The sequence below is a fragment of the Citrobacter sp. MGH103 genome, assembly GCF_001034475.2.
Classification (GTDB): Bacteria; Pseudomonadota; Gammaproteobacteria; order Enterobacterales; family Enterobacteriaceae; genus Citrobacter; species Citrobacter freundii.
Map to the genome: position 1 here is coordinate 3,542,449 of NZ_CP073043.1, position 18,844 is coordinate 3,561,292.

Below are 18,844 nucleotides of genomic sequence, written 5' to 3' on the forward strand. Positions count from 1 at the left end.
ACGCGATCCCCCTGCTCTCGTAGGCCCGATAAGCGCAAGCGCATCGGGCGGCAGGCGTTCGATTAGAAGTCGTAACGCAGACGCACCAGGTTCATGTCGCCCAGATTGTCGGTGCTGGAGGTGAAGACGTGTTCGTAATCCACACGGAAACCGTAATCCAGCTGGAAGCTGATACCCACACCGTTGTCGGTACGCAGGTAGTTACGGCCATTCACGTATTCAATACGATCGCCCATAAAGTATGGCTGCACGGATTTCAGCGCATACTGGCCAACCGGGAAGGTATATCCCGCAAAGTATTCCAGACCCCAGGCGTCACCGGCAAAATAGTCATTAACAGAGACTTTTTTGGTGGTCATGAAGTTTTGATACCAACCGCCGCCCAGCGAGAAAGTCCAGTTGTCCGGTTTCCAGCTCAGCGCAGTACCGACGATGTTTTGATCGTAGGTTTTGCTGGTGTTGCCACGCATTTCCGCGCGGGTGTAGTTCCACGCCGTACCCCAGGTCAGGTCATCGGTGATGTGATAATCCACACCCAGCGAGCCGCCGCCTTTACGTTTGTAGCGCAAACCGTTGTTCGGGTTGTAGTCATCGCTGAACAGATAAGACGCGTAAAGATCAACATCGCCTACCGTATTTTTATACTTCAGTGATTTACGTGTACGATAAGAACCGTCGTAGTCGCCATTGATACCATTACCTGGCGCCTGGCCGATCATGTCGTAGTCCCAGATATCCGTTTTCGCACCCACCACATCATAGTAAATGCTGTTCTGTTGACCGAAGGTCAGCGTACCCCAGGTCGCGCTCTTCAGACCGGTGTACAGCATACGACGCGTGGTATCGTTGGCGCCGTTAGCATAGTGATTGTCCCAGTTGAACATCGCCGGGAAGTTAACGCCCAGCTCGTAGTAGCTCACCCAACTGATATCATCAAACAGATAATAGTCAGCAGCGAAGCGGAAACGCGTCCCGCCGTCGAAACCATTACGTTTGTAGCCATTCTTACCATCGTCACCGGCCATATTCTGGAACTGCGGACGAATACTCCCGCCGACGGTGAAGTTAAGACGGCTCAGCGGGTTGCCCGCCTGCGGATCTTGTTTCAGGACCGTGATTTCCGCCTGGGAGGCGAAAGTCGTTAATGCCACTGCTGCGCCGATCGATACCGCCAGCGCCGTTTTTTTTATAGTCATTATTTGTACCTTGATAGATAGCCTGCCAATTATTCAGCATACAAATATTAACGTTTATTAATACACTCGTGTTGTCGGGTTTTTATTGTTCTGTGCTGTTAAATATCAATGAGTTATCATTTTGTGCTACATAGATAAAAAAAGCACCGATTTAAAAAAACCGGTGCGTAATCATCACGAATATGAATTAACTGCTGAACTGACGGAACAGCGCTTTGCCTTTAAGAAGACGTGAACCGAGCCATCCGCCACAGAGAGAGAGCAGCAATGCCCCACAAAGCGGCAACACAACCCACAGCCGCCACTCTGGCTCCCAGGGGAAATCAAACACGCGGGTTTGCAGCACCGCCAGCGCAGTTTCCGCCCCGATGGCCGCCACCAGTCCGGCGACCATCCCGAGCATGGCGAACTCGCACCACAGCGTGGTACGCAGCAGCTTCTTACCCGCGCCCAGCGTGCGCCAGACCACCAGTTCCTGATGACGCTGACGCATCCCGACCTGCACCTGCGCCAATAGCAGCAACATACCGCAAGCGGTGACCAGCACTACCATCACCTCCAGCGCGCGGCTCACCTGCTCCAGCACCTGACTCACCTGTTTGAGAATAGCGCCAATATCCAGCAGGCTGATAGTCGGGAATTCGCGGTTAAGCTGCGTCAGCATGCCGTTGCCGTTCTCCCAGCGAAAGCTGGTTAACCAGCTTTGTGGCTGAGCATCCAGCGCGCCGGAAGGGAAGATAAAGAAAAAGTTTGGTCGCAGGCTTTCCCAGTCCACTTTACGCAGACTGCTGACCGTGGCGCTGAAATCCTGGGTATCCCCCATAAAGGTCACCCGATCGCCAAGCTTAACGTTCAGCCGTTTCGCCAGTCCCTCTTCCATTGACACTTCGCCCGCTTTTGGCGGCCAGCTCCCGGCAACGATCGGGTTATGATCCGGGCGGGTATCCTGCCAGGTCAGATTAAGCTCGCGGTTCAGCGCTTCATCCTGATTGCCTTCGGTCGATTTCTCATTGATCGCCGTCAGACGGGCCCGCACTATCGGGTAGAACGACTCCGGGATCACCTGATGCTCAGCAAGGAAAGCCTTCAGCGGAGCCACCTGCTCAGTGGCAATGTTGATCAGAAAATAGTTTGGACTTTCCGGCGGCATTTGCTGCTGCCAGCGGTCGAGGAGATCGCCGCGCAACACCAGCAACAGCGCCAGCAGCATAAAGGACAGCGAAAATGCCGACAGTTGACTCAGCGTTGACCACGGCTGGCGCAACAGCCGGCTGACCGCCAAACGCAGCGGCAGCGAGGTCAGCGTCAGACCACGCAGCAGGTTAAGCAACATCCAGCCCAACACGCCGCACAGCAGCGCCAGCACCACAGCTCCGGCCAGTACCGCCCACAGCAGCATACTTCCGCCCATCAATCCGGCCAGCAGCGCAACCACAACTATCGTTGCTACGGGCAGATAGACCTTAAGCGGCCAGACGTTTGCCACCACGTCGCGACGCAGTACCCGCAGCGGCTGCGTCGCCAGCAGCAAGCGATAAGGGCGTAGCCCCACCAGCAGAGAAATGACGGTCATCGTACCGAGTGCCCACAGCCACGGCCAAAGGCTGGCGGGCGGTAGCTCACCGGGCAGAACTGGCTTCAGTAATACCACCAGCACCCGCTCAAATAACAGCCCGAACAGCCCGCCGGTCACGCCAGACAGCGCCAGCACCATCAGCCACTGGCCGATAATCAGCTTGCGCAGCTGCGCCCTGCCCGCACCGAGCGTTTTTAATATCGCCACCAAATCGTAACGACTGCGACAGTAATGATTCATCGCCACGGCAACGGCAGCAACCGCCAGCAGTAGCGTTAACAGTGCCGACAGCAGCAGGAACTGTTGCGAACGCTCCAGTGATTTCCCCAACGCCCCTTCATCCTGCTCCAGCCCATACCAACGCTGTTCTGGCTTTAACTGCGGAAGCAGCCATTTTTCATAGGCTTCCAGTTGCTGTGGCGTACCACCAAATTTATAGCGCCAGGTCACACGGCTTCCCGGCTGGACCGCCGCCGTTTTTTCGACATCCGCCATGTTCATCATCAGGCGCGGCGCTATCTGGAAGGGATTAAAACCGGAATCCGGTTCCTGCACCACTTCTCCGGCGATGCGCAGGGTGGCATCGCCAACGTCGATGGAATCACCGATTTTTAAGTTGAGTAGCGCCATCAGACGCGGGGCCAACAGCACTGAGCCCGGCTGCGGTTTCAGCCCCGGCGGATTGGTTTGCAGCGTGCCGTACATCGGATACACATCATCCACTGCTTTGACGTTCGCCAGTTGCGGCGTATCCCGGGCAAAGGTCATGGTGGCAAAGGTGAGCTGTTCACCCACCTTCAGACCACGCTGTCGCGCCTCGTCAATCCACGCTTTCGGTACGGCGCGCGAACTTTGCAGCGACCGATCGCCCGCCATAAACTCACGACTTTGCTGGCTCAACCCTTTTTCCATGCGATCGCTGATATTGCCAAGCGCCAGTACACAGGCCACCGCCAGGCTTAACGCCAGCCAGACAATCAGTAATGAAGGCGAGCGCCATTCGCGCCAGAACCAGCGTGCAATCATGCCTCCTCCTGCAACTGTCCGTTCACCAGGCGTAAACGCCTATCGCAACGCGCCGCCAGCTGCGGGTCATGGGTCACCAGAATCAGGGTGGTACCGTGTTCCCGGTTCAGAGAAAACAGCAGGTCGGCGATTTTGTCTCCGGTCTGGCGGTCCAGATTGCCCGTTGGTTCATCGGCAAACAGCACGTCAGGGCGTCCGTTAAACGCCCGTGCCAGCGCTACGCGTTGCTGCTCCCCGCCGGAAAGCTGGGCCGGAAGATGATCAAGACGTTTTCCCAACCCCAGTTGCTCCAGCAGCGTTTTTGCCCCGTCACGACTTTTTCCGCTATTTTCGCCGCGTAGCAGCGCGGGTAGTTCGACGTTTTCCAGCGCGTTGAGGGTTGGAATTAACATGAATGACTGGAAGACAAAACCCACGTGCCGCGCCCGCAGCTGCGCCCGGGCTTCTTCGTCCATAGTGTGCAGCGCCTGCCCAACCAGGCTGACTTCACCGCTGGAGCCATCGTCCAGCCCGGCGAGGATCGCCAGCAGCGTGGATTTCCCCGATCCCGACTCGCCAATCAACGCAATGGTCTCGGCGCGTTTGACAACCAGTTCAACTCCGGTAAGGATGGATAGCTCTTGATCACCCTGACCGACGGATTTCTTAAGATGATGAACTTCAACAATGTTTTCCGCTGGCATTGGCCTTTCCTGTTCCTGGTCCTGTTAACTTTCCGCGCCGCCGCTGCGGACACGTTATTAATTCTGGGTGACAGCCTGAGCGCCGGATACCGTATGTCCGCCAGCGCCGCGTGGCCTGCGCTACTTAATGATAAATGGCAAACCAAAACGCCAGTGGTGAATGCCAGCATTAGCGGCGACACCTCGCAGCAAGGTCTGGCCCGTCTGCCTGCATTACTCAAGCAGCACCAGCCGCGCTGGGTGCTGGTCGAACTTGGCGGTAACGATGGCCTGCGCGGCTTTGCGCCTGCGCAAACCGAACAAACCCTGCGCACGATTCTGCAGGATGTGAAAGCGGCAAATGCCGAACCGCTGCTGATGCAAATTCGTCTGCCAGCAAACTATGGTCGCCGTTATAATGAAACCTTTAGCGCGATTTATCCAAAGCTCGCCAAAGAGTTTGATATTCCTCTGCTGCCATTTTTTATGGAAGAGGTTTATCTGAAACCCCAGTGGATGCAGGATGATGGTATTCATCCTAACCGTGACGCTCAGCCGTTTATTGCCGACTGGATGGCGCAACATCTCACCCCTCTAGTAAATCACGACTCATAAAACAACGGAGATCCTGACAGGTAAAGTTATGCAAAAATCGGTCTTAATAACAGGATGTTCCAGCGGAATCGGTCTGGAAAGCGCGCTTGAACTAAAGCGCCAGGGTTTTCAAATTCTGGCAGGCTGTCGCAAACCTGACGATGTCGCGCGTATGAACAGTATGGGATTCACTGGCGTATTGCTGGATCTGGATTCACCCGAAAGCGTGGATCGTGCCGCCGATGAAGTGATCGCCCTGACCGATAATCGTTTATATGGGATCTTTAACAACGCCGGATACGGTGTCTATGGTCCCCTGCCCACCATCAGCCGTGAACAGATGGAACAGCAATTTTCCGCCAACTTCTTTGGCGCACATCAGCTTACCATGCGCCTGTTGCCCGCTATGCTCCCTCACGGCGAAGGACGTATCGTGATGACTTCATCGGTGATGGGATTGATCTCAACGCCGGGACGCGGCGCCTATGCCGCCAGCAAATATGCGCTGGAAGCCTGGTCCGACGCGCTGCGTATGGAACTGCGCCACAGCGGCATTAAGGTCAGCCTGATTGAGCCCGGCCCCATCCGTACCCGCTTTACCGAAAACGTCAACCAGACCCAGAGCGATGCTCCCGTGGAAAACCCCGGCATTGCCGCGCGTTTTACGCTGGGACCAGAAGCGGTTGTCGCCAAAGTACGTCATGCATTTGAGAGCGATAAACCAAAGCTACGTTATCCGGTTACGCTGGTGACCTGGGCAGTGATGCTACTTAAACGCCTGTTGCCAGGCCGCATAATGGACAAAATTTTACAGGGTTGAGTTGAAGCACGCGCGTCAGCCCCCATGTAACAAGAAATCGACAAAAGAGAGTAACTCCATGTCCACACAGAATATTGTTAACATTAACGAATCGAACCTGCAGCAGACCCTTGAACAGTCGATGACCACGCCGGTCCTGTTCTATTTTTGGTCTGAGCGCAGCCAGCACTGCCTGCAATTGACGCCGGTACTGGAGAGCCTTGCCGCCCAGTACAACGGTCAGTTTATTCTCGCCAAGCTCGACTGCGACGCCGAGCAGATGATCGCTTCTCAGTTTGGCCTGCGCGCCATCCCTACGGTTTATCTGTTCCAGAACGGTCAGCCAGTGGACGGATTCCAGGGCCCGCAGCCGGAAGAGGTTATCCGCGCACTGCTGGAAAAAGTGTTGCCGAGCGAAGAAGAGCTGAAAGCGCGTCAGGCTATCGAATTCATCGAAGCCGGTAATCACGCGGATGCACTGCCGCTGCTGAAAGAAGCCTGGCAGATCTCCAACCAAAGCAGCGAAATTGGCCTGCTGCTGGCGGAAACGCAAATCGCCCTCAATCGTTCTGACGATGCCGAAGCGGTGCTGAAAACCATTCCGTTGCAGGATCAGGACACCCGCTATCAGGGACTGGTGGCGCAGATAGAACTACTGAAGCAGGCGGCGGATACGCCGGAAATCCAACAGCTGCAGCAGCAAGTCGCCAGCAATCCGCAGGATGCGGCGCTGGCAACTCAACTAGCCATCCAGTTACATCAGGTCGGACGTAACGAGGAATCACTGGAACTGCTGTTCAGCCACCTGAAGAAAGATCTCACTGCTGCCGACGGTCAGGCACGTAAGACCTTCCAGGAGATCCTTGCCGCACTCGGAACCGGCGATGCGCTGGCCTCAAAATACCGCCGCCAACTGTACGCACTGTTGTACTAATCCGTTTGATTTTGCCCGATGACGCTTGCGCTTATCGGGCATACAAATTCTACCAATACCGATCCCTCCGGCATCACATCACGTCTTCTTCAAATGCGTTACGACTAATTGGTGGCGCGAATTATAGAACTTCCGATAAGTCAGGTAGCAGGCAATAATGGTCGACAGGCTGGCGGTAGAAAGCAGCATAAACGTCACCATAATCTGATATTTAATCGCTTTTACTGGATCAATACCCGCGAAGATCAACCCGGACATCATCCCCGGTAAACTTACCAGCCCTACCGTTTTTGCAGAGTCGATCGTTGGGATCAGCGAGGCGCGAATGCTGTCGCGAATCAGCGGCGCAGAGGCCACTTTCGGCGTCGCGCCGAGGCTAAGTTTTTCCTGAATTTGCTGCTGTTCGCTGTTAAACCGCTGTCCCAGATTGTTGTAACACAGCCCCACTGCCACCATCGCATTGCCTGCAATCATGCCGGAGATCGGGATGACCTGCATCGGCGTGAACTCGATAGAGCCAGACAAAACCAGCACCGCCAGCGTTAATCCCGCCCCCACCGTGATAGCGATAAACGACGAGAGGAAAGCTTTATCAATATATTTACTGCGCTTTTGTGCGTTATAAGCCGCGTTAAAGCAGATAAAAAGCACCATCAGTAAGGTCAGAATACTGTGGTTAACGCCAAAAATATATTTCAGCACATAGCCGACGATAATCAGCTGAACCACTGCCCGGCAAACGCTCCAGAGAATATCTTTCTCCAGCGCCAGTTTTTCTTTGTGGCTAATCAGGATCGCCACCACCACCAGCATCATCGCTAATGCCAGGGACTCATTGGTAATATTATGCTCGTTCATTGCGTGCTTCCTGCATTTCTCCGGCGTGCGGTTGAAGGGTTATGACATTATCCGCATGCGTAATTTCATCTTTGTCGTGCGTCACCCACAGCACCGCAATATTCTTATCGCGAACATAGTGGTGAATTAATTCGTTCACATTACGTTTATTAGCCTCATCCAGCGCGCTGGTGATTTCATCAAGCAGCAGGATTTTGGGCAGAAACTGCAAATTACGAATTAGCGAGACGCGCTGCTTCTCGCCACCGGACAGCTCATTGATGCTTTTTCTGAGGATCGTCTCGGGGAGATCAAAACGGGCTAGATCGCTCAGAAACACATCCGGCTCCGGACGTTTGTTACGGATTTGCCAGGGGAAAATGAGGTTGTCGTAAACGGTGTCACCAAACAAAGCAGGCGTTTGCGCACAATAGGAGACCTGCTGGCGATACGTTTCCGGCTTGAGGGTATTGATCTCCTTGCCTTCAAAGAGAATTTCACCAGCAGTCGGACTCATTAATGACGCCACAATCTTGAGTAACGTACTTTTCCCGCAGCCGGACTGGCCGGTAATCAGCTTAAATTCTCCGGCACGGAGATCAAAACAGATGTTATTGAGAACCTGCGTCTCCCCTGCCTGCCATGCGACATTTTTTAACTGAAGCAAAATACTGCTTTCTTCCATTACCCATTCCTTTTTTACATCTTTCGTGCAGACAGTCTATGCCTGTAATTTATTATAAGGGAGCCCACCTTGATAAATCGGGTATAATTTGATTAATGAGGCAGTAAAGGACAGCACAACAGGAGGTTTCATCAATGCTCATTTTTATTCCTATTCTTATTTTTGTCGCGCTGGTGATCGTCGGCGCTGGCGTCAAAATCGTCCCGCAGGGATATCAGTGGACGGTAGAGCGTTTTGGCCGTTACACCAAAACCCTGCAACCGGGTTTAAGCCTTGTTGTGCCGTTCATGGACCGCATTGGTCGTAAGATCAACATGATGGAACAGGTGCTTGATATCCCTTCTCAGGAAGTCATCTCCAAAGATAACGCCAACGTCGCAATTGATGCCGTGTGCTTTATTCAGGTGATCGACGCACCGAAAGCCGCCTATGAAGTCAGCAACCTGGAACTGGCGATTATCAACCTGACCATGACCAACATTCGTACCGTTCTCGGTTCGATGGAACTCGATGAAATGCTCTCCCAACGCGACAACATCAACACGCGCCTGCTGCATATTGTTGATGAAGCCACGAATCCCTGGGGCATCAAAATCACCCGTATCGAGATCCGCGACGTGCGTCCTCCGGCAGAACTTATCGACGCGATGAACGCGCAGATGAAAGCCGAACGTACCAAGCGCGCCTACATTCTTGAGGCCGAAGGGATCCGTCAGGCAGAAATCGTCAAGGCCGAAGGTGAGAAACAGTCGAAGATCCTTAAAGCGGAAGGTGAACGCCAGTCCGCGTTTTTACAGGCTGAAGCGCGTGAACGTTCAGCAGAAGCCGAAGCTCGCGCAACGCAGATGGTGTCTGAGGCCATTGCTGCTGGGGATATTCAGGCAGTGAACTACTTCGTGGCACAGAAATACACCGAAGCGCTGCAGCATATCGGCTCGTCGAATAACAGCAAAGTGGTGATGATGCCGCTGGATGCCAGCAGCCTGATGGGCTCTATTGCCGGGATCGCCGAACTGGTTAAGGACAGCGCCAGCGAGCGGAAAAAATCATGATAGCGATGATTCTGGTGCACCCGCACATCTTCTGGCTCAGCCTCGGCGGTTTGCTACTCGCCGCCGAGATGCTGGGCGGCAACGGCTATCTGCTGTGGAGCGGCGTGGCAGCGGTGATTACCGGTCTGGTCGTCTGGCTCGTTCCGCTAGACTGGGCGTGGCAGGGGGCAATGTTCGCCGTCCTCACCCTGCTGGCGGCGTGGCTGTGGTGGAAATGGCTGGCAAGGCGCGTTCAGGAGCAGAAACCCGCCGACAGCCATCTTAACCAGCGCGGACAGCAGCTGGTTGGCCGACGATTTATTCTGGAAACCGCCCTGGTCAATGGTCGCGGACACATGCGCGTCGGCGATAGCTCATGGCCCGTTAGCGCCAGCGACGATTTGAGCGCCGGAACGCAGGTTGAAGTCATTGCCGTTGAAGGGATAACCCTGATTATTAAAGCGGTATCACACTAAAAAGACAGGAAATAAGACTATGGTCAGGAAGACACCCCTTGCCTTTGCCCTTTGCACATTACTGACCGCCGCCCCGCAGGCATTCGCCTCTTTCGATATGGAAGACTGCAAATGGAGCGACGACAGCTGCCTGCTGAAAGGCACGCCGACCTTCAACCCTGAAAACGACAGTCGCGACAACCTGCTGCGGCTGCTGAGCCAGGAAAAATCATTTGCTCTGCCGGTGCAATCAATGCCAGCGGATATCACCCGCTCCCGGGATTTCTATTTTGCCTATCACCCGCAATGGGATGAGGCAACCTCGCAGCCAGCCGCTGCTCCGGCATCCGCCGCAGACAACCCACTCTCCCGACAGATGGCCGAACTGAACATTAGCGCAGACGAAATAAACGTCAACGACGCTGAGCTTGAGAACCGTCATGTTTCGAATAACACCGAGAGCGTCAGCGCATTTTTTGCCGCACTGCTGGCCGACTCGACGTTAACAGCGGAACAGCGCCAGGCCTTAGCCCAGGCGCGTACGGGGCTGCTATCCGGGGCAACCCGCGAGCAAATTGAGTCTTCACTTGCCACCCTCCCGGCTGATTCACCGGCTCAGTCCTATAAAAATTATCTGGCCGCAGCTGCCAGTTTCTATGCCGGTGATTATGCCAGCGCCGAACGGGATTTCACTCAGCTTGCCAAAAGTGAGCGCCCGTGGCTGGCAGAGACCGCGCAATACATGCTGATGCGTGCGGCGTTGAACAAGAGCAGCCAGAACAGCGTAGGCGAGTACGGCGATTTTGATATTGCAAAAATTAACCGCGAGGACGCGACTCAGGCTCAGACGCAGGCACAAGCCTACCTGCAACGCTTCCCGCAAGGCCTGTATGCCGACTCCGCGCGCGGTATGCTGCGTCGCATAAACTGGTATTTACAGGCGTGGCCGCAGCTGGCCGGGTTGTATGAGCAGACGCTCCAGCAGTCGGCTGACGCTCGGCAACTGCGTGAAATTGTCATCGAATACGATAATGTCTACGGTATGGCGTTCTACGAACAGTCCGTGGTGGAAGCATTCCCCGATGCGCCGCTTGTCAGCTATATCGAACTACTGCGCGCGCTGCGTCTGGATAACAACAGTAAACCCACGCTGACCCAGGCGCAGCTCGATGCCAGCAAACCGGTGTTTGAGCAGAGCCAAAAACTACCGCTATGGCGCGATCTGCAACTGAATCTGTGGCTGGCGACGGAGAACTACGCGGCGATTATTCAGGCAGTTACGCCAGCGCAGAAACTTGCCGTTCACGATACCCTCGCCTTCAGCGAACAAGTGCTGTACGGCGAAGCGCTGATGGGCCAGAAGAACTGGAGCGCGGCGCGCGATTTCTGGCTGCAGTTGCTAAAACTCAGCCAGGACAACGAACAGCAGCAGTATGTACAGGCTAAGCTCGCCGCAACGCTGGTTTATAGCGGCGACGTGGCGGCGGTATTTGCCCCAGAAAGCGCAGTAACCAACCTGCGTTTTCGCTCGCAGATACTGAAAACACAGGCCTCGCCTGAACTGCTGCGCCAGCAGGCCATCCATGGACCTAACAATGAAGAGCGTACCATCGCCCTGCATACGCTGCTGGTACGCGATCTTACCGAAAACCGCTTTGGCGACTGGTTGAATGACAGAAAACTGGCCAGCGCCATTACTCCGCCGGTTATTGGCGACGCGTTTGATGACGTTAATCTGAGTATTTTCGACTGGAACGGCGACGCTGCCGAGCGCGGTTACACCTGTCGCAGCCTCAATGAAACGGTAACGGTATTGAGCAAAAAAGCGGATGATGCCCACGCGCTGAACTGCTTAGGCGAATTCTTCCGCACCACGCAAACCCACGTCGATTTGTGGAAAAACAGTGCTGGCAACGACGTTCTTGAATCAGCAATATCGCGCAAGGAACCGTTCGGTCAGTTCGACAGGCAACGCTACTATCAGCAGGTGATCACTTCGCCGAAAGCAGAGGTTGAAGACAAGAGCTTCGCGCTGTATCGCGCCATCATGTGCTATGCGCCGTCAGGCTCTAACGAGTGCGGCGGTGAGGAAGTGGATAAACTGCAGCGTAAAGGCTGGTTCACCCAACTGAAAACGCAGTATCCGGGAAGTCCGTGGGCGCAAAAACTCAAATACTACTGGTAACCGCGCTGCTGACAGGCCAGCCGCAGGCGGCGGATATCGTCGCCGCCCGTGAGCATCCGGCCTTCTGGCTGTGGTCCGGCGTGAAGGCCAGTGATGAGCTGAAAGACGCACAAACGGTCTATCTGCATCAGGGTGAGGTGCTGGTTCGTTCGGGTAACGTGGTTTTCCAGCGTCTCGGGCTGCCGGTCAGCCGCCTGTCTTTTCCCTCTATCTGGCTGACCGTGCGCTTTACCACGCTCGACGTACCGGAGGCGATCCCGGCTCGCATCATAAGATTGATGCAACGCTGGCAGACCGCCGGGAATCACGTGGTCGGCCTGCAGGTTGATTTTGACGCGGCGACCCATCAGCTTGCCGATTACGCCCGCTTTCTGCAGCAATTACGCCAACAGTTACCGGCCGAGTTTGCACTTGGCGTGACTGGACTGCTGGATTGGGCAAAAACGGGCGACGTCGCCACGCTGAATGCGCTGGCGGTCGATGAACTGGTGGTCCAGAGCTATCAGGGCCGTCATACGGTAACAAATTATCAGGCGTATCTGCCCGCACTCAGTCGTCTGCGCATTCCGTTTAAGCTGGGGCTGGTGCAAAACGGTAGCCGGGACCCGCAGGCTGAAGCGCAGCTTGAGAAATCCCCGTGGTACCGCGGCACGGTGGTATTTATGCTTAATCCCCCTCGCCGTTAAGCCTTCGCTTTATGGTGGCAGCAGCCGGAGAGGTTATCAATGATCGGGCATTCGGCGCTGTCATCGCCAGGGCAACTCTCCGCCAGTGCCAGCAAATGCAAGCGCATGGCCTGCAGCTCGCTGATATGCCGCTCAATGTCCGCTACCTTTTCTAAGGTACGCTTTTTCACTTCTGCGCTATGACGCGCCGGATCGTTAAACAGATTCACCAGTTCGCCGCACTCTTCGAGATTAAAACCCACCTGGCGTGCCTGGCGCAGCAGCGTAAGTTCATTCAGATGCTGTTGGTTGTATGTGCGATAGCCATTTTCGCTACGCAGCGGCGGCGTCACTAAACCTTTTTCTTCATAAAAGCGTATCGCTTTGCTGGTCAAACCGGTTCTTTTCGCAACATCGCTAATATTCACATTTCCCCCGCGGATCTTGTTGGTACTGAGCCCATTATAGCCCAGATTGTCCTAATGATTGACCCGAGAACCCTGCACATTTCCCACCCTCACCGCGATGCACAAATCCTTTTAATTCACATTGTTATATCCGATTCAGATCACATTTATGCATTTAATGACTGCACGAAATTGACTCAAATCAAAAGATATATTGGTTCTACATCTTTCATCTTGAACAAAGGGAAACAATTTTATATATAAACGCGAATGATAATGATGATCATTTACATTCAATAAAGGTTCTCTTATGTTGCCACGGAATAACCAAAGGCCATTTATTCTTTCAGCCCTGACATTATGCATGTCCGGCGCCGCTTTTGCAGCTACCTCTCCAACACACGCTTCTACGTCCGACGAAGACACGGTTATCGTCACGGCTAACCGCACAGAAAGTAGTCTTTGGGATAGCCCGGCAACCATCCAGGTTATCGATCGCCAGACACTGCAAAACTCCACCAGCGTTTCTATTGCTGATGATTTACAAGATATTCCCGGCGTCGAAGTCACCGATAACGCCCTCGCAGGGCGGAAACAAATTCGTATCCGTGGCGAAGCGTCTTCGCGGGTGCTGATTTTGATCGACGGCCAGGTCGTCAGTTACCAACGTGCCGGACAAAACTACGGAGCCGGTTTGCTGATTGACGAATCCGCGCTGGAACGGATTGAAGTGGTCAAAGGCCCTTATTCTGTCCTCTACGGTTCGCAGGCGATTGGCGGCGTCGTAAACTTTATTACCAAAAAAGGCGGTGATAAGCCTCTCGGCGGCAGCGTTAAGGCTGTTTATAACTCCGCAACGGCAGGATGGGAAGAGTCGGCAGCGGCCTGGGGTAGCATCGGAAACTTTGACTACCGCATCAATGGCAGCTATTCCGACCAGGGGGACCGCGATACGCCTGACGGAAGATTGCCCAACACCAACTTCCGTAATAACGGCCAGGGCGTATGGCTGGGTTACAACTTCGATCGCCACAAATTTGGGCTCTCCCTCGATCGTTACAAACTGTCTACTCAAACCTGGTTTGACGATCCAGAGGGCCAGTTCGACGACTTTAGCGTCAAAATACCTAAGCTGGAACGCGAGAAAATCGGTCTTTTCTACGACTACGCGGCCGATGGGGATTACCTGAAGAACATCCATGTTGACGCATACAGCCAGACAATAGAGCGCAAATTTGAAAACCGGGTCAAAACGACCCAGATTATCCCCAGCCCGATGATTAAAGCGCTGACGGTCAGCAATCAGACCAATACCAACGACAAACAGTATACCCAAGGGGTAACGCTACAGAGCAACTTCTCCCTGCCTGCTAACAACGAGCTGGTGATTGGCACTCAATATCAGCATGACAAAATAAAACAGGACACGGACGGCAGTACGCGCCAGACCGCAGCTACCGGCTTCTTCGATACGCAAACACGTACCCTGTCATACAACGAAGCGGAGCAAAGCAACACCTCATTGTTCGCGCAAAACGACTGGCGCTTTGCCGATGACTGGACGTTGACCGTGGGCGCACGCCAGTACTGGCTGTCTTCGAAACTCAATCGCAACGATACGCAAACCCTGCAAAGCAGCGGCAGCACCAGGCAATCCACCGGAGGAAATTCCGTTCACGATGATGAACTGGTGACCTCAACCAGCCTACGCTATTCCGGTTTTAAAGATCTTGAACTTCGGGCTGCATATGCCCAGGGCTATGTCTTCCCCACGCTGACTCAGCTGTTTTTGCAGACGTCCGCAGGCGGCAGCGTAACCTACGGCAATCCAAACCTGAAGGCGGAACACTCGAATAACTATGAGCTGGGTGCACGGTATAAAGGGAATATGTGGCTGATTGACGGCGCCATTTATTACTCCGAAGCCAAAGACTATATCGCCAGCCTGGCCTGTTCAGGTCAACCCGTATGCAGCGGTAATACCACCTCTTCACGGGGCGGCTATTACTACTACGACAACATCGATCGGGCCAAAACCTGGGGCATGGAACTCACCGCAGAATACAACGGCTGGGCAGTTTCACCTTACCTGAGCGGTAATCTCATTCGCCGTCAGTACGAAGGCAATACCCTTAAAACCTGGGATACCGGCGAACCCACTCTGACCGGGCGCGTCGGCCTGAAACATACCTGGTTGATGAACGCCGCTAACCTGACGTCCGATGTCTTTATCCGCGCGGCGTCCAGCGCCAAAGATAATACCGGCACCACGGAAATCAACTACCCAGGCTGGGCCACGCTTAACCTTGCATTCAACACCGAGTTCGGTCCGCAGGATCAGTATCAGGTCAACCTCGCGCTCAACAACCTGACCGACAAGCGTTACAGAACCGCGCATGAATCTATTCCAGACGCTGGTTTCAATGCCGCCGTTGGCTTTGCGTGGAATTTCTGACGATGAAAAAACTCTTGATTGGCTTACTGAGCCTCGCCTGCGTTTTCAGTGCCCAGTCCGCCGACCGCCTGGTGGTGGCGGGCGGCTCTCTTAGCGAACTGATATACGCCATGGGCATCGGCAACCGGGTGGTCGGCGTTGATGAAACCACCTCGTATCCACCCGAAACTACCGCACTCCCGCATATCGGCTACTGGAAGCAGTTAAGCAGCGAGGGCATTTTATCGCTGCATCCGGACAGCTTTATCACCTGGCAGGATGCTGGCCCTCAAATCGTGTTGGATCAGTTGCGGGCGCAAAAAGTTAACGTCGTGACGTTGCCGCGCGTACCGGCCACCGTCGAACAGATGTACGCCAACATTCGGGAACTGGCTCAAACCCTGCGCATTCCCGAACAAGGTGAGACGTTGATCGATCGCATACGTCAACGTCTGGATCGCGTTCAGCACAACGTGGCAGCGAAAAACGCGCCGGTCAAAGCCATGTTCATTCTCTCCGCTGGCGGCAGCGCGCCACAGGTCGCCGGAAAAGGCAGCGTTGCCGATGCCATTATGACCCTCGCAGGCGCACAAAATGTCGCCACCCATGCGCAGTATAAAAGCTACAGCGCGGAATCGCTGATCGCCGCCAACCCAGAGGTGATCGTGGTGACGTCGCAAATGGTGGATGGCGGTCTGGCTCGTCTGAGCGCGATTGCCGGTATTACCCACACTGCGGCCTGGAAAAACCAGCGCATTGTGGTGGTTGACCAGGCGCTAATTCTGGGTATGGGGCCGCGCGTCGCCGATGCGGTTGAAGCCCTGCACCAGCAATTCTGGCCTCACTAACTGGATTTATAAAGAACAATGAAAACTGAACACTCGCTGGATCTCACCGCGCATTTTGCGCTCGAGGGAAGTCAGCCATTTAAGGATCGCCGCGCCACGATGCCCTGGCGTGGGGCGATCCCGGTTGCCAAAGAGCTATTGTCACAAACCTGGCAGGAGGTCATCAGCCAGCCAACCCCACCGCGGAAACGGTTGGTGTACTTGCATATCCCTTTCTGTGCAACACATTGTACTTTCTGCGGTTTTTATCAAAACCGCTTTGAAGAGGATCACTGCGCCCGCTACACCAACGCGCTATTACGCGAAATAGAGATGGAAGCCGATAGCGCATTGCATCAGTCGGCCCCGATTCACGCCGTCTATTTTGGCGGCGGTACACCGTCTGCGCTGTCGGCACGGGATCTGGCCAGAATCATCACCGCACTACGTGACAAGCTACCGCTGGCGCCGGACTGCGAAATCACCATTGAGGGGCGGGTACTCAATTTTGACGATGCGCGAATAGATGCCTGCCTTGACGCTGGCGCCAATCGATTTTCGATCGGCATTCAGTCATTTAACAGCCGGATCCGCAAGAAAATGGCGCGCACTTCGGACGGCCCGACCGCGATGGCCTTTATGCAGGGGTTGGTAAAACGGGATCGAGCCGCCGTGGTCTGCGATCTGCTGTTTGGTCTGCCAGGACAGGACGCAAAGGTGTGGAGCGAGGATCTGGCGATTGCCCGCGACATCGGCCTCGACGGCGTAGATCTTTATGCTCTGAACCTGCTCCCTAATACACCGCTTGGCAAAGCGGTTGAAACCGGGCGCACAACGGTTCCCTCTCCTGCCGAACGTCGCGACCTCTATCTTCAGGGCTGCGATTTTATGGACAGCGCGGGCTGGCGCTGCATCAGCAACAGCCACTGGGCGCGCACCACACGGGAACGCAATCTGTACAACCTGCTGATTAAACAGGGCGCAGACTGTCTGGCATTCGGTTCTGGCGCAGGAGGGTCAGTCAATGGCTATTCCTGGATGGTCGAGCGCAATCTGACCACATGGCATGAATCCATCGCCGCCGGAAAAAAACCGCTCATGATGATGATGCGCACCGCCGAGCGTGGTTTCCAGTGGCGACACACCCTCCAGGCCGGTATTGAAACGGCCCGCGTCCCGCTGGATGAACTGACACCTCATGCACAAAAACTGACCCCGCTACTGACCCAGTGGCATCACGCAGGACTGACGCGAGATGCCAGCACCTGTGTACGCCTGACCAATGAAGGGCGTTTTTGGGCGAGCAATATTTTGCAGTCTCTTGATGAACTGATTCAGGCACTTAACGCGCCGCGCATTGCGGTAGAGCAACCATAAAAGGAGTGAAGTATGAGCCATGTCTCTTTACAGGATTTTTTGAAAACTGAGCCGGACGGTACGCTGGAAGCTATCGCAGCCCAGTACAACACCACGCTGCTGGAGGTGGTGAAAAACCTCCCCTCCCCGACGCTGGTTTCCGGCGATCAATTTGATACCGTCTGGGAAACCGTCAGCGAATGGGGCAAAGTCACCACCCTGGTCCATAGTGCTGATGTCATACTGGAATTCACGGGTGAATTACCTTCAGGATTCCACCGCCACGGTTACTTCAACCTGCGCGGCAAAAAAGGCATGACCGGTCATATCAAGGCAGAAAACTGCACACATATCGCCCTGATTGAACGCAAATTTATGGGCATGGACACCGCGTCCATTCTCTTCTTTAACCAGGCGGGTAGCGCTATGTTCAAAATTTTCCTCGGTCGGGATGAGCATCGTCAGCTACTGGCCGACCAGGTCAGCGCCTTTCACGCGCTGTCTTCATCCTTAAAGGAACATGCCTGATGGCTCCATGGCTCATTTTTGGTGCAGGTGGTAGCGGCGTCGGCGCGAAAACACTGGCACTCGCACTGGCGGAACAACGTCCGGTGATTGCCGTCGTTCGCAACGCGCAGGTCGCTGCCGGGTTGCAGGAAAAAGGTGTGCAGGTCTTCATTGGCGACGCCTGCGACAGCCAGGTCACCGCCTGTGCCTGTCGCGCAGCGGGTCAACATGCCACGGTGATCTCCTCCATGGGCGGTGCCCAGGATTATCTGGCGCACAGAACCGTCATTGATGAAGCAGAAAAAGCGGAGATCAAACGCATGATTCTGGTGACTTCGCTTGGCTGTGGCGACAGTTGGCCCTTTTTGTCCCCACGCGCCAGGGCCGCATTTGGTCAGGCGGTACGCGAAAAATCGTTGGCTGAAAGCTGGCTACAAACCAGTCAACTGGACTACGCCATTCTCCGCCCCGGCGGTTTGCTGAACGGTGCAGCCACAGGTCAGGCGCAACGGATACAGGCCGAGGAGTGCCATGGTTTTGTGATGCGTGCAGATGTTGCAAGGCACATTCACGAACTGGCTACAGCCCCGTCACTCAATAACCAGATTTACAGTTTGGTTGAGCCAGGACTGAAACCCGCGTAAACCCCTCGCGGCGCGGGAACTTCG

18 protein-coding genes are annotated in these 18,844 nt (G+C 54.7%); 12 read left to right on the forward strand and 6 right to left on the reverse strand.

Going from position 1 to position 18,844, the window contains the following annotated elements:
• Nucleotides 1–62: 62 nt before the first annotated feature.
• The 3 genes from SK33_RS17165 to ybbA form a co-directional block, all read right to left on the reverse strand.
• On the reverse strand, nucleotides 63–1,196 hold the full coding sequence (locus SK33_RS17165; protein ID WP_003021860.1) for a porin: 1,134 nt from the start codon (nucleotides 1,194–1,196) through the stop codon (nucleotides 63–65).
• Between the two features lie 187 nt (nucleotides 1,197–1,383).
• The gene (gene ybbP, locus SK33_RS17170; RefSeq protein WP_048219447.1) at nucleotides 1,384–3,798 is read right to left on the reverse strand and encodes a putative ABC transporter permease subunit YbbP; all 2,415 of its coding nucleotides are present in this window, start codon (nucleotides 3,796–3,798) and stop codon (nucleotides 1,384–1,386) included.
• On the reverse strand, nucleotides 3,795–4,481 hold the full coding sequence (gene ybbA / locus SK33_RS17175) for a putative ABC transporter ATP-binding protein YbbA (RefSeq protein ID WP_003021853.1): 687 nt from the start codon (nucleotides 4,479–4,481) through the stop codon (nucleotides 3,795–3,797). Before ybbA ends, ybbP begins: the two co-directional genes overlap by 4 nt.
• Between ybbA and tesA the strand changes: the two genes are divergently transcribed.
• The 3 genes from tesA to SK33_RS17190 are packed head-to-tail and all read left to right on the forward strand — an operon-like array spanning nucleotide 4,449 to nucleotide 6,787.
• Entirely contained in the window at nucleotides 4,449–5,075 is a 627-nt protein-coding gene (tesA, locus tag SK33_RS17180) for a multifunctional acyl-CoA thioesterase I/protease I/lysophospholipase L1 (RefSeq protein ID WP_003021850.1), read from the forward strand. The genes ybbA and tesA overlap by 33 nt on opposite strands.
• Nucleotides 5,076–5,103: 28 nt before the next feature.
• Nucleotides 5,104–5,874 carry an SDR family oxidoreductase gene (locus SK33_RS17185; RefSeq protein WP_003835790.1) on the forward strand — a complete coding sequence of 257 codons (771 nt, stop codon included), beginning with the start codon at nucleotides 5,104–5,106 and terminating at the stop codon, nucleotides 5,872–5,874.
• A gap of 58 nt (nucleotides 5,875–5,932) precedes the next feature.
• Nucleotides 5,933–6,787 carry a co-chaperone YbbN gene (locus SK33_RS17190; RefSeq protein WP_003847508.1) on the forward strand — a complete coding sequence of 285 codons (855 nt, stop codon included), beginning with the start codon at nucleotides 5,933–5,935 and terminating at the stop codon, nucleotides 6,785–6,787.
• Nucleotides 6,788–6,865: 78 nt separating this feature from the next.
• Here the strand turns inward: SK33_RS17190 and fetB are convergent, their stop codons facing one another.
• Both fetB and fetA read right to left on the reverse strand, forming a co-directional pair.
• Nucleotides 6,866–7,645, reverse strand: coding sequence for an iron efflux ABC transporter permease subunit FetB (gene fetB, locus SK33_RS17195; RefSeq protein WP_003835795.1), 780 nt, complete (start codon nucleotides 7,643–7,645; stop codon nucleotides 6,866–6,868).
• Nucleotides 7,632–8,309: an iron efflux ABC transporter ATP-binding subunit FetA gene (gene fetA, locus SK33_RS17200; RefSeq protein WP_048219449.1), complete on the reverse strand. Its 678-nt coding sequence runs from the start codon at nucleotides 8,307–8,309 to the stop codon at nucleotides 7,632–7,634. Before fetA ends, fetB begins: the two co-directional genes overlap by 14 nt.
• Before the next feature lie 134 nt (nucleotides 8,310–8,443).
• On the opposite strand from fetA, the gene SK33_RS17205 reads away from it, so the two are divergent.
• The 4 genes from SK33_RS17205 to SK33_RS17220 are packed head-to-tail and all read left to right on the forward strand — an operon-like array spanning nucleotide 8,444 to nucleotide 12,666.
• Nucleotides 8,444–9,361 (forward strand): SPFH domain-containing protein, encoded by a 918-nt coding sequence (locus SK33_RS17205; RefSeq protein WP_003021835.1) that lies wholly within the window; start codon nucleotides 8,444–8,446, stop codon nucleotides 9,359–9,361.
• Nucleotides 9,358–9,816, forward strand: coding sequence for an NfeD family protein (locus SK33_RS17210; RefSeq protein WP_003021832.1), 459 nt, complete (start codon nucleotides 9,358–9,360; stop codon nucleotides 9,814–9,816). The genes SK33_RS17205 and SK33_RS17210 overlap by 4 nt, the downstream gene beginning before the upstream one ends.
• A 19-nt stretch (nucleotides 9,817–9,835) precedes the next feature.
• Nucleotides 9,836–11,980, forward strand: coding sequence for a hypothetical protein (locus tag SK33_RS17215; protein WP_048219452.1), 2,145 nt, complete (start codon nucleotides 9,836–9,838; stop codon nucleotides 11,978–11,980).
• Nucleotides 11,950–12,666 carry a DUF3142 domain-containing protein gene (locus tag SK33_RS17220; RefSeq protein ID WP_044699397.1) on the forward strand — a complete coding sequence of 239 codons (717 nt, stop codon included), beginning with the start codon at nucleotides 11,950–11,952 and terminating at the stop codon, nucleotides 12,664–12,666. The genes SK33_RS17215 and SK33_RS17220 overlap by 31 nt, the downstream gene beginning before the upstream one ends.
• On the opposite strand, the gene cueR is transcribed toward SK33_RS17220, so the two are convergent.
• Nucleotides 12,663–13,073 carry a Cu(I)-responsive transcriptional regulator gene (gene cueR, locus SK33_RS17225; protein ID WP_048219453.1) on the reverse strand — a complete coding sequence of 137 codons (411 nt, stop codon included), beginning with the start codon at nucleotides 13,071–13,073 and terminating at the stop codon, nucleotides 12,663–12,665. The two genes, SK33_RS17220 and cueR, sit on opposite strands and share 4 nt — an antisense overlap.
• Nucleotides 13,074–13,362: 289 nt before the next feature.
• On the opposite strand from cueR, the gene SK33_RS17230 reads away from it, so the two are divergent.
• The 5 genes from SK33_RS17230 to chuY are packed head-to-tail and all read left to right on the forward strand — an operon-like array spanning nucleotide 13,363 to nucleotide 18,820.
• On the forward strand, nucleotides 13,363–15,507 hold the full coding sequence (locus SK33_RS17230) for a TonB-dependent receptor plug domain-containing protein (protein WP_048219455.1): 2,145 nt from the start codon (nucleotides 13,363–13,365) through the stop codon (nucleotides 15,505–15,507).
• Nucleotides 15,508–15,509: 2 nt separating this feature from the next.
• Nucleotides 15,510–16,334 carry a heme/hemin ABC transporter substrate-binding protein gene (locus SK33_RS17235; RefSeq protein ID WP_048219457.1) on the forward strand — a complete coding sequence of 275 codons (825 nt, stop codon included), beginning with the start codon at nucleotides 15,510–15,512 and terminating at the stop codon, nucleotides 16,332–16,334.
• Between the two features lie 18 nt (nucleotides 16,335–16,352).
• Nucleotides 16,353–17,690: a heme anaerobic degradation radical SAM methyltransferase ChuW/HutW gene (gene hutW, locus SK33_RS17240; RefSeq protein WP_003835810.1), complete on the forward strand. Its 1,338-nt coding sequence runs from the start codon at nucleotides 16,353–16,355 to the stop codon at nucleotides 17,688–17,690.
• Nucleotides 17,691–17,702: 12 nt separating this feature from the next.
• On the forward strand, nucleotides 17,703–18,197 hold the full coding sequence (hutX, locus tag SK33_RS17245; RefSeq protein ID WP_048219459.1) for a heme utilization cystosolic carrier protein HutX: 495 nt from the start codon (nucleotides 17,703–17,705) through the stop codon (nucleotides 18,195–18,197).
• Nucleotides 18,197–18,820 carry an anaerobilin reductase gene (chuY, locus tag SK33_RS17250; protein WP_003021809.1) on the forward strand — a complete coding sequence of 208 codons (624 nt, stop codon included), beginning with the start codon at nucleotides 18,197–18,199 and terminating at the stop codon, nucleotides 18,818–18,820. Before hutX ends, chuY begins: the two co-directional genes overlap by 1 nt.
• Nucleotides 18,821–18,844 lie beyond the last annotated feature (24 nt).